The organism is Paraburkholderia sp. A1RI_3L, from assembly GCF_048957895.1.
In the GTDB taxonomy this organism is placed as follows: domain Bacteria; phylum Pseudomonadota; class Gammaproteobacteria; order Burkholderiales; family Burkholderiaceae; genus Paraburkholderia; species Paraburkholderia kururiensis.
This window is the reverse complement of record NZ_JARCHA010000023.1, coordinates 38,985-50,130: the sequence shown is the minus strand read 5'-3', so window position 1 is coordinate 50,130 and position 11,146 is coordinate 38,985. Positions and strand designations below refer to the sequence as shown.

Genomic DNA, 11,146 nt, shown 5'->3' with positions numbered 1-11,146 from the left:
CCGCGGTCGCCCCACGACCCGTGTCCCCAATCACGGTCGCCATCGCGCCAGTAACCGCGGTCGCCATACCAGCCGCCGTAGCCCGGCCCGTAGTAGACGGGGCCGTTGTCATAGACGGTTGCCGGTCCGTACGGCGCGTAGTAATAGCCGTTGTCCACCGCGCCGCCGTAATACGAACTGTCGTAGGTGCCGTAGGTGTTGTAGGGATACGCCGCACAGCCTGCCACGGTCAGCACGGCAAGCGCCGCCGCGCTTCGCAACGCGATGCGGCGCAGGCCCGCTGCACGCGCTCGCGCGCCATTCATCAGACTGCCGGAGGGGTTAATGCTCGAATGCTGGGTACACATGGCTTCACAAAACTCAAGGTCGATGCGCATTTGACCACAAGCCCCGCCCCTGCGTTGTCGAACGCCGTAGCGTTTTTGTAAGCGGATCTTTCCGCGCGGCCTTTCTACGCAACCGCTGCCCGGCGACTTGTGCATGCCCTGGTTGTGCGCACGCTTTCGCATGGGGCCGCACGCCGCATGCCTGTCGGCGCACGACGCCATTCGCGCCTGGTCTTTTATCGGCACGCGCCCCACGACATAGTTCTTTCGAACTACCCCGACCCCTTCGGCATCGTTCTTCCGCTTCGCCCCGTGCACCCACCGGGCGGATATTCAGGCACCGGCGCGCCAACCACAATGAGCCATCCTGTCAACGATGGCGGTACGCCGTGCGCAGCTCTCCCACTCCCGTTCCCCGCAAGGCCTGGTCCGTACTCGCGGTCAGCACCTTCGCGTTCACCGTGTGCTTCATGGTCTGGATGATGTTTGCCGTGATCGGCATTCCCATCCGTAAGACGCTCGGACTGAACGCGACGGAGTTCGGCCTGCTCACCGCGATGCCGGTGCTTTCCGGGTCGCTGATCCGCGTGCCGCTCGGCATCTGGACCGACCGCTTCGGCGGCCGCATCGTCATGGCCGTGTTGCTCGCCGTGGTCGTGCCCGCCGTGTGGCTGATGGCGTATGCGACGCTGTACTGGCACTACCTCGCCATCGGTATCGTGTTGGGGCTGGCGGGCGGTGCCTTCTCCGTGGGCACGCCCTACGTCGCACGCTGGTTCCCGAAGGAGCGGCAAGGTACGGCGATGGGCGTGTTCGGCGCCGGCAACTCGGGCGCGGCGGTCAACAAGTTTCTCGCGCCCGCACTGCTCGTGGCCTACGGCTGGACGAGCGTGCCCAAGGTCTACGCCGCGCTGCTGCTCGGCACGCTGATCGTCTTCTGGCTGGGCAGCGCGAGCGACCCGAAGCATGTGGTGCCCGCCAACACCACCTTCACCGAACAGTTGCGCGTGCTGAAAGACCCGAAGGTGCTGCGCTACTGCCAGTACTACAGCATCGTGTTCGGCGGCTATGTGGGCCTGAGCCTCTGGATGGTGCAGTACTACGTCGGCGAATACGGGCTCGACATTCGCGTGGCCGCCCTGCTCGCGGCCTGCTTCTCGCTGCCGGGCGGCGTGCTGCGCGCCATTGGCGGCGTGCTCTCTGACCGTCACGGCGCGCACCGCGTCACCTGGTGGGTGATGTGGGTGAGCTGGGTCTGCCTCTTCCTGCTGAGCTACCCGCAAACCTCGTTCACCGTATCGACGGTGGCCGGCGCGAAGACCTTCCACGTCGGCCTCAACGTCTACACCTTCACCGCGCTCATGTTCCTGCTCGGCATCTGCTGGGCCTTCGGCAAGGCGAGCGTCTTCAAGTACATCAGCAACGACTTCTCGCACAACATCGGCGCCGTGAGCGGCATCGTGGGCCTCGCGGGCGGCCTCGGCGGTTTCCTGCTGCCCATTCTGTTCGGCGCACTGCTCGACCTCACCGGCATCCGCTCCAGCGCCTTCATGCTGCTTTACGGAATCGTCTGGGTCTCGCTGATCTGGATGTACTGGACCGAAGTGCGCACGGCCAACGTGCTCAATGTGCCGAATGTACCGAATGTGCGCCCCTCTCAAGGAGAATCCAAATGAACTCCCAACCCCTGGGCTCGCGGCGCGGCCGCCTGCTCGAAATCTGGACGCCTGAAGACAAGGCGTTCTGGGAACGCGAGGGCGAAGCCGTCGCGCGACTGAACCTGTGGATCTCGGTGCCGGCGCTATTTCTCGCCTTCGCCATCTGGCAGGTGTGGAGCGTGGTGGCCGTGAGCCTGCCCTCGCTCGGCTTTCACTACTCGACGAACCAGCTGTTCTGGCTCGCCGCCGCGCCCGCGCTGAGCGGCGCGACGCTGCGCATCTTCTACTCGTTCATGGTGCCGCTCGTGGGCGGTCGCCGCTGGACGGCGATCTCCACCGCGTCGCTGCTCATTCCCGCGCTCGGCATCGGCTTTGCCGTGCAGGACAACACCACGAGCTACCCCACCATGCTGCTGCTCGCGCTGCTGTGCGGCTTCGGCGGCGGCAACTTCAGCTCGAGCATGGCCAATATCAGCTTCTTCTTTCCGAAGGAGCGCAAGGGTTCGGCGCTCGGCGTGAACGCGGGCCTCGGCAACCTCGGGGTCTCGGTTGTGCAGTTCCTGAGCCCGCTCGTGGTGACCGCCGGCGTCTTCGGCATCTTCGGCGGCGCGCCGCAAACCATCATCAAGAATCACGAGACGATCCAGGTCTGGACGCAGAACGCCGCGTTCGTCTGGGTGCCGTGGATCGCCATTGCGTCGCTTGCCGCCTGGTTCGGCATGAACGATCTGGCCGAAGCCAAGGCGTCGTTCTCCGAGCAGGCCGTGATCTTTCGCCGCAAGCACAACTGGCTCATGTGCGTGCTCTATCTGGGCACCTTCGGCTCGTTCATCGGTTATGCGGCAGGCTTTCCGCTGCTCATCAAGAGCCAGTTCCCCGGCATCAACCCGCTTGCCTACGCGTGGCTCGGGCCGCTCGTCGGCGCGGTGGTGCGTCCGTTCGGCGGATGGCTCGCCGACCGGCTGGGCGGCGCGCGCGTCACGCTCTGGAACTTCGTTGTGATGGCCTGCGCCGTGGGCGGCGTGCTGTACTTTCTGCCCACCGGTCCTTCGGGCGGCGTGTTCGGCGGCTTCTTTTCGAGCTTCCTCGTGCTCTTTCTCACCACGGGCATCGGCAACGGCTCCACGTTCCGCATGATCCCCGTGATCTTCCAGACGCTGAAGCTGCGCGAAGTGAACCCCAAGGACCGCGACGCCGTGGCGCGCGCCACGAAGGAAGGCAACACCGAAGCCGCCGCCACGCTCGGCTTTTCCGCAGCCATGGCGGCCTACGGCGGCTTCTTCATCCCGAAGAGCTACGGCAGCTCGATTGCGCTCACGGGCGGCCCGGAAGCGGCGCTCTACGTGTTCATCGCCTTCTACCTCATCTGCATCGCCGTGACCTGGTGGCACTACGCCCGCCGCAACGCGCCTATGCCCTGCTGATTCTTGCTGATTCTTGCTGATTTCAAACGGAGCCGTTACATGAGTCACTTCCTCGATCGCCTGACGCACTTCGTGTTGCCCAGGGAACGCTTCTCGGACGGACACGGCGTCACCACGGGCGAGGACCGCACGTGGGAAGACGCCTATCGCAACCGCTGGTCGCACGACAAGATCGTGCGCAGCACGCACGGCGTGAACTGTACGGGCTCGTGCTCCTGGAAGATCTACGTGAAGGGCGGCATCGTCACGTGGGAAACCCAGCAGACCGACTATCCGCGCACGCGCTGGGACATGCCCAATCACGAACCGCGCGGCTGTGCACGCGGCGCCTCCTACTCGTGGTACCTCTACAGCGCCAACCGCGTGAAGTACCCGATGGTGCGCGGCCGGCTGCTCTCGCGCTGGCGCGCGGCGCTTGCCGTGGCCAAAGATCCGGTGGCCGCATGGGCGTCCATCGTGGAAGACGACGAAGCCCGCCGCGACTACCAGAAGGTGCGCGGCATGGGCGGCTTCGTGCGCAGCACGTGGGACGAGGTGAACCAGCTCGTGGCCGCCGCCAACGTCTACACCATCAAGCAGCACGGGCCGGACCGCATCATCGGCTTCTCGCCCATTCCCGCGATGAGCATGGTGAGCTACGCCGCGGGCAGCCGCTACCTGAGCCTGATCGGCGGCGTGTGCATGAGCTTCTACGACTGGTACTGCGATTTGCCGCCCTCGAGCCCGCAGGTGTGGGGCGAGCAGACCGACGTGCCCGAATCGGCCGACTGGTACAACTCGAGCTACATCATCGCGTGGGGCAGCAACGTGCCGCAGACCCGCACGCCGGACGCGCACTTCTTCACCGAAGTGCGCTACAAGGGCACGAAGACGGTGGCCGTCACGCCCGACTACAGCGAAGTAGCCAAGCTCTCCGACCTCTGGCTGCACCCGCGCCAGGGCACGGACGCCGCGCTCGCCATGGCGATGGGCCACGTCGCGCTCAACGAGTTCTACTTCCGCACGCGCAGCGCCTATTTCGACGACTACGCGCGCCGCTACACCGACCTGCCCATGCTCGTGCTGCTGCGCGAGCACACGCTGCCCGACGGCCGCGTGACGCTCGTGCCCGACCGCTATCTGCGCGCAAGCGACTTCAACGGCAAGCTGGGCCAGTCGAACAACCCCGAATGGAAAACCATGGCGTTCGACATGGCCGGCCACGCCGTGCTGCCGAACGGCTCGATCGGCTTCCGCTGGGGCGCAGAAGGCCGCGACGACGAAGGCAAGTGGAACCTCGAAGACAAGGAAGCGCGCCACGGCGGGCCGGTGCACCTGAAGCTTTCCGTGATCGAAGGAGAGGAACAGGCCCACGAGATCGTCGACGTGGCATTCCCCTACTTCGGCGGCATCACCTCGCCGCACTTCCCGGCCAATGCGCAGCAAGGCGACATCAACATGGCGCACGTGCCCGCCGTGCGCCTGCCGCTCGGCAAAGACGGCGAAGTGCGCGAAGCGATTGTCGCCACCGTGTTCGACCTGCAGGCCGCGCAGTACGGTATCGACCGCGGCTTCGGCAGCGGCGCCGCGAGCTACGACGACGACGCGCCCTACACGCCCGCCTGGGCCGAGAGCATCACCGGCGTGCCGCGCGAGCAGATCGTCACCGTGGCCCGCGAATTCGCCGCCAACGCGGACAAGACGCAGGGCCGCTCGATGGTCATCATCGGCGCCGCCATGAACCACTGGTACCACGCCGACATGAACTACCGCGGCGTGATCAACCTGCTCATGATGTGCGGCTGCATCGGCAAGAGCGGCGGCGGCTGGGCGCACTACGTGGGCCAGGAAAAGCTGCGCCCGCAAACGGGCTGGACCGCGCTCGCCTTCGCGCTCGACTGGGTGCGTCCGCCGCGCCAGACCAACAGCACGAGCTTCTTCTACGCGCACACCGACCAGTGGCGCTACGAGAAGCTCAACGTCGACGAAATCGTCTCGCCGCTCGCCGACCGCAAGCAGTACGGCGGCAGCATGATCGACTACAACGTGCGCGCCGAACGCATGGGCTGGCTGCCCAGCGCGCCGCAACTCGAGACCAACCCGCTGCATATCGCGGCAGCCGCGGCGGCGAAAGGCATGGAGCCGAAGGACTACGTGGTGCAGGGCCTCACCGACGGCAGTCTGCGCATGAGCTGCGAAGACCCGGACGCGCCCGAAAACTGGCCGCGCAACATGTTCGTGTGGCGTTCGAACCTGCTGGGTTCGTCGGGCAAGGGTCACGAGTATTTCTGCAAGCACCTGCTCGGCACCGAAAACGGCGTGCAAGGCAAGGACCTGGGCCGCGACGACGCGAAGCCCGCCGAAGTGAAATGGCACGAGCACGCGCCGCAAGGCAAGCTCGATCTGCTCGTCACGCTCGACTTCCGCATGAGCACCACGTGCCTCTATTCGGACATCGTGCTGCCCACCGCAAGCTGGTACGAGAAGAACGACCTCAACACGAGCGACATGCATCCGTTCATCCACCCGCTTTCCGCAGCGGTGGACCCGGTCTGGCAAGCGCGCTCCGACTGGGAGATCTACAAGGGTTTCGCCAAGGCCGTGAGCGAAGTGAGCGTGGGGCATCTGGGCGTCGAGAGAGATGTCGTGCTCACGCCGCTCATGCACGACTCGCCGGGCGAGCTTGCGCAACCGTTCGGCGTCCAGGAGTGGCACAAGGGCGAATGCCCCGTGGTGCCGGGCAAGACGGCGCCGCAGATCAACGTGGTGGAGCGCGACTACCCGAACCTCTACAAGCGCTTCACAGCGCTCGGGCCGCTCATGAACCGCGTGGGCAACGGCGGCAAGGGCATTGCGTGGCAGACCGAAACCGAAGTGCGGCAACTGGGCGAACTCAATGGCGTGACGCGTGAACCCGGCGTGACGCAAGGCATGCCGAAGATCGTCACCGACATCGACGCCTGCGAGGTGATCCTGCAACTCGCGCCCGAAACCAACGGCCACGTCGCCGTGAAGGCGTGGGACGCGCTCTCGAAGGCGACGGGCCGCGAACACCGGCACCTCGCGCTCTATCGCGAAGACGAGAAGATCCGTTATCGCGACGTGCAGGCGCAGCCGCGCAAGATCATCAGCTCGCCTACGTGGAGCGGCATCGAAAGCGAGACGGTGAGCTACAACGCGGGCTACACCAACGTGCATGAACTGATCCCCTGGCGCACCCTCACCGGGCGGCAGCAGTTCTACCAGGACCACCCGTGGATGATCGCGTTCGGCGAAGGTTTTTCGAGCTACCGGCCGCCCGTGGACCTGAAAGCGACGAGCGAGATTCACAACATCCGCTCGAACGGCGAGCCCGAGATCGTGCTGAATTTCATCACGCCGCACCAGAAGTGGGGCATTCACAGCACCTACAGCGACAACTTGCTGATGCTCACGCTCAACCGCGGCGGCCCCGTCGTATGGCTTTCGGAAGACGACGCGAAGCGCGCCGGCATCGAAGACAACGACTGGGTGGAACTCTTCAACATCAACGGCGCCATTGCGGCCCGGGCGGTGGTGAGCCAGCGCGTGAATCAGGGCATGGTGCTCATGTACCACGCGCAGGAAAAGATCATCAACACGCCGGGCTCGGAGATCACGGGCGTGCGCGGCGGCATTCACAACTCCGTCACGCGCATCGTGCTCAAGCCCACTCACATGATTGGCGGCTACGCGCAGCTTGCCTACGGATTCAACTATTACGGAACGATCGGCACCAACCGCGACGAGTTCGTCGTGGTCCGCAAGATGAAACAAGTGGACTGGCTCGACACGCCGCGCGGCGACGAGCTCGCGAAAGCCTTCCAGTCGCAGGGCGAGAACCCCTGAAGCATCGTCGATCACAAGGAGCCAGACATGAAAGTACGCGCACAGATCGGCATGGTGCTGAATCTCGACAAGTGCATTGGCTGCCACACCTGCAGCGTGACCTGCAAGAACGTGTGGACGAGCCGCCCAGGCGTGGAATACGCGTGGTTCAACAACGTGGAAACGAAGCCGGGTATCGGCTACCCGAAGGAATGGGAGAACCAGGACAAGTGGAACGGCGGCTGGATCCGTCAGGCCGACGGCTCCATCGTCCCGCGCCAGGGCGCGAAGTGGAAGCTCCTGATGCGCATCTTCGCGAACCCGAACCTGCCGCAGATCGACGACTACTACGAGCCCTTCACGTTCGACTACGAGCATCTGCACAGCGCGCCCGAAATGAAGGCCGCGCCCACCGCGCGCCCGCGCAGCCTGATTACGGGCCAGCGCATGGAGAAGATCGTGTGGGGTCCGAACTGGGAAGAAATTCTGGGCGGTGAATTTTCGAAGCGCAGCAAGGACCGCAACTTCGACGACATCCAGAAGGACATCTACGGCCAGTTCGAGAACACCTTCATGATGTATCTGCCGCGCCTGTGCGAGCACTGCCTGAACCCGGCGTGCGTGGCGTCGTGCCCGTCGGGCTCCATCTACAAGCGCGAAGAAGACGGCATCGTGCTGATCGACCAGGACAAGTGCCGCGGCTGGCGCATGTGCGTGTCGGGCTGCCCGTACAAGAAGATTTACTACAACTGGAAGAGCGGCAAGGCCGAGAAGTGCATCTTCTGCTATCCGCGTATCGAAGCGGGCCAGCCCACGGTGTGCTCGGAAACCTGCGTGGGCCGCATCCGCTACCTGGGCGTGATGCTCTACGACGCGGACCGCATCGAAGAAGCGGCAAGCGTGGCCGAAGACCGCAACCTCTATGAGGCGCAGCTCGGCATCTTCCTCGACCCGAACGACCCGGAAGTGATCGAGCAGGCCCGTCGCGACGGCGTGCCCGAAAACTGGCTGGAAGCCGCGCGTTCGAGCCCGGTCTACCGCATGGCCGTGGACTGGAAGGTGGCGCTGCCGCTGCACCCCGAATACCGCACGCTGCCGATGGTCTGGTACGTGCCGCCGCTCTCGCCCATCACGTCCGCTGCGCAGGCGGGCCACGTGAGCGCGAACGGCGAGATTCCGGACGTGCGCCAGTTGCGCATTCCCGTGAAGTACCTGGCCAACCTGCTGACGGCGGGCGACACGGCGCCGGTGGTGCGCGCGCTCGAACGCATGCTCGCCATGCGCGCCTGGCAGCGCGGCAAGCACGTGGACGGCGTGGAAAACCACGCGGCGCTCACGCAAACGGGCCTGACGCCGGCCCAGGTGGAAGAGATGTACCGCGTGATGGCCATTGCGAACTACGAAGACCGCTTCGTGATTCCCACCACGCACCGCGAGTACGCCGAGAACGCGTTCAACGTGCGCGGCGGCTGCGGCTTCAGCTTCGGCAACGGCTGCTCGGAAGGCACGACGGAAACGAGCCTCTTCGGCAGCGAAAAGAAACGCACCATTCCGATCAAGGTGGAGATCTGAGCATGACGTCCCGCACCCTTTCTTCCCACGGCCTGCCGGTGACGCTGCGCGCGCTGGCGCGCCTGCTCGACTACCCGGACGCCACCATGCGCGCCGACCTGCCCGACGTGCGCGAGGCGCTGCATGCGCAGGCCGTGCTCGGCGCGGCGCGGCTTGCGGCGCTCGACACGCTGATCGACACGTTGACCACGCGCCCAGGCCTCGAATCCGAAGCGGTCTACGTGGACCTGTTCGATCGCGGCCGCGGCACGGCGCTGCATCTCTTTGAGCACGTGCACGGCGATTCGCGCGACCGCGGCCCCGCGATGATCGACCTCATCCAGACCTATGAGGCCGCGGGCATGTACCTCGCCTCGAACGAGTTGCCCGACCACCTGACCGTGCTGCTCGAATACGCGTCGACGCAGCCGGCGCAATCGGCGATGGGCCTGCTGGGCGAAGTCGCGCACATCGTGCAGACCATCTTCAGTGCGCTCACCAAGCGCGAGAGCGACTACGCAAGCGTGCTGGGCGCCCTGCTCGATCTGGCCGGACAACCGGCGCAGCCCGTGGCCGTGCCCGCCGAGCCCGCGCTCGACGAAAGCTGGAGCGAGCCGGAGGCGTTCGGCGCCTGTGCGTCGGCGAGCATCTCGCCGGATACCCAGGCAGCGGCGGCGGCGCAGGCCGGCGCGCCTCAACCCATTCGCATCGTGCGCGGCGCCGCGGCGTCGCATCGCTCATCGTCCAGTCCTTCTTCTTCGCAGGGAGCGTCCGCATGAACTCCGCCCTCAATACCTTCCTGTTCAGCGTCTACCCGTACATCTGCCTCGCGGTGTTCCTGATGGGCAGCCTCGCCCGCTTCGACCGCGACCAGTACACGTGGAAGAGCGACTCGTCGCAACTGCTGCGCGCGGGGCAACTGCGCTGGGGCAGCAACCTGTTCCACATCGGCATCCTGTTCCTGCTGTTCGGGCACACGGTGGGCCTGCTCACGCCGCACTTCATCTACTCGCCGTTCATCAGCGCGCAGCACAAGCAGATGCTCGCCATTCTCTCGGGCGGCACGGCCGGCGTGATCTGCTTCATCGGCCTCACGCTGCTGCTGCACCGGCGCATGTTCGACCCGCGCATTCGCCTGACGAGCCATCGCACCGACCTCGCCATTCTCGCGATCCTCTGGCTCCAGCTGTGCCTCGGTCTCGTGACCCTGCCGTTTTCGTACGCGGACCGCGGCGACGCCGCCACCATGCTTTCGCTGGCCGAATGGGCGCAGCACGTCGTCACGTTCCGTCCCGATGCGGCTTTCCTCGCCGCTGTCGAATGGCCGTTCAAGGTGCATATCGTGCTGGGCATGACCATCTTCCTGCTGTTTCCGTTCAGCCGGCTCGTGCATATCTGGAGCGGATTCGCCTCGGTCGGCTATCTGTTCCGCCCCTATCAGCTGGTGCGCTCGCGCCGCATGAATTTGCCCTCGGCGCGCCGCAAGGCATAACGCCCAGCAAGGAGACAACACCATGAACACCCTGGACTCGCCCGTCGCGGCTCCCGCTGACCTCGTCGATGTCGCTACCGTCAACGGCGTGCCGCTGCATCAGGCCGACGAAACGTTGAGCCCCGACGAACTGCGCCAGCGCGCCTGCACCGAACTGCTGCGCCAGGCCGCGATCGCCGCCGGCCTGCTCCCCGCCGACGACCCGGCGCCCGTACAGGGCGCCACGAGCGCGGCGGCGTCAGCCGCCATCGAGGCGCTGCTGGAAACCGCGCTCAAGATGCCCGAGCCGTCGGACGAAGCATGCCGCCGTTACTACGACGCCAACCCGAACCGCTACGCCATTGGCGAACGGCTGCTCGCGCGGCACATCCTGTTCGCGGTGACGCCGGGCGTGGACATCACCTTGCTGCGCCAGCGCGCGGAAGCGTGCCTGCTCCAGCTGCGCTGCCACGACACCGATTCCGCGAGCAGCGCCGACGAGAGCTTCGCCCGCGCCGCGGCCGAACTGTCGAACTGCCCAAGCGCCGCCGAAGGCGGACAGCTGGGCTGGCTGCGCGCCGAGGAATGTGCGCCGGAGTTCGCGCGCGCCATCTTCGGTATTCGCGACACAGGCGTGCTGCCGCAACTCGTGCACAGCCGCTTCGGCCTGCACGTGGTGGACGTGCAGGCGCGCGAGCCGGGCACCGTGCCGCCCTTCGAGGCGGTGAGCCAGGCCGCCGCGCAGTCGCTGCGGCAGCAGGCGTTCGTCACGGCGCTGCGCCAGTACGTGACCGTGCTGGCAGGCGAGGCGGACGTCACGGGCGTGGATCTCGACAGCGTGCCTACGCCGCTGGTCCAATAGCGGTTCCGTCGAAGGTTGCGTGGGTGGAC

The 11,146-nt window shown here is 65.8% G+C and carries 8 protein-coding genes; 7 read left to right on the top strand and 1 reads right to left on the bottom strand.

Annotated features, from left to right (window positions below):
- Positions 1 to 305: hypothetical protein (locus PXJ20_RS31465; protein ID WP_421057473.1), on the bottom strand; the 305-nt coding region annotated here is incomplete at its 3' end.
- A gap of 410 nt (positions 306 to 715) precedes the next feature.
- Between PXJ20_RS31465 and PXJ20_RS31460 the strand changes: the two genes are divergently transcribed.
- The 7 genes from PXJ20_RS31460 to PXJ20_RS31430 are packed head-to-tail and all read left to right on the top strand — an operon-like array spanning position 716 to position 11,117.
- On the top strand, positions 716 to 2,002 hold the full coding sequence (locus PXJ20_RS31460; RefSeq protein WP_413214883.1) for an MFS transporter: 1,287 nt from the start codon (positions 716 to 718) through the stop codon (positions 2,000 to 2,002).
- Complete coding sequence (locus PXJ20_RS31455) at positions 1,999 to 3,408, top strand: NarK family nitrate/nitrite MFS transporter (RefSeq protein WP_421032295.1); 1,410 nt, start codon at positions 1,999 to 2,001, stop codon at positions 3,406 to 3,408. Before PXJ20_RS31460 ends, PXJ20_RS31455 begins: the two co-directional genes overlap by 4 nt.
- Before the next feature lie 39 nt (positions 3,409 to 3,447).
- A complete protein-coding gene (locus PXJ20_RS31450) occupies positions 3,448 to 7,254 on the top strand; it encodes a nitrate reductase subunit alpha (protein WP_421032294.1) in 3,807 nt (1,268 codons plus the stop codon).
- Between the two features lie 27 nt (positions 7,255 to 7,281).
- On the top strand, positions 7,282 to 8,805 hold the full coding sequence (gene narH / locus PXJ20_RS31445) for a nitrate reductase subunit beta (RefSeq protein ID WP_017775785.1): 1,524 nt from the start codon (positions 7,282 to 7,284) through the stop codon (positions 8,803 to 8,805).
- Between the two features lie 2 nt (positions 8,806 to 8,807).
- Entirely contained in the window at positions 8,808 to 9,563 is a 756-nt protein-coding gene (gene narJ / locus PXJ20_RS31440; protein ID WP_421032293.1) for a nitrate reductase molybdenum cofactor assembly chaperone, read from the top strand.
- Positions 9,560 to 10,276 (top strand): respiratory nitrate reductase subunit gamma, encoded by a 717-nt coding sequence (narI, locus tag PXJ20_RS31435; RefSeq protein ID WP_042301657.1) that lies wholly within the window; start codon positions 9,560 to 9,562, stop codon positions 10,274 to 10,276. The genes narJ and narI overlap by 4 nt, the downstream gene beginning before the upstream one ends.
- Positions 10,277 to 10,298: 22 nt before the next feature.
- Positions 10,299 to 11,117 (top strand): peptidylprolyl isomerase, encoded by an 819-nt coding sequence (locus PXJ20_RS31430; protein WP_421032292.1) that lies wholly within the window; start codon positions 10,299 to 10,301, stop codon positions 11,115 to 11,117.
- Positions 11,118 to 11,146 lie beyond the last annotated feature (29 nt).

Bases quoted from the DNA above. Each gene is read 5' to 3' on its own strand.
- PXJ20_RS31455 (WP_421032295.1), top strand. From the start codon at position 1,999: ATGAACTCCCAACCCCTGGGCTCGCGGCGCGGCCGCCTGCTCGAAATC.
- PXJ20_RS31450 (WP_421032294.1), top strand. From the start codon at position 3,448: ATGAGTCACTTCCTCGATCGCCTGACGCACTTCGTGTTGCCCAGGGAA.
- narH (WP_017775785.1), top strand. From the start codon at position 7,282: ATGAAAGTACGCGCACAGATCGGCATGGTGCTGAATCTCGACAAGTGC.
- narJ (WP_421032293.1), top strand. From the start codon at position 8,808: ATGACGTCCCGCACCCTTTCTTCCCACGGCCTGCCGGTGACGCTGCGC.
- narI (WP_042301657.1), top strand. From the start codon at position 9,560: ATGAACTCCGCCCTCAATACCTTCCTGTTCAGCGTCTACCCGTACATC.
- PXJ20_RS31430 (WP_421032292.1), top strand. From the start codon at position 10,299: ATGAACACCCTGGACTCGCCCGTCGCGGCTCCCGCTGACCTCGTCGAT.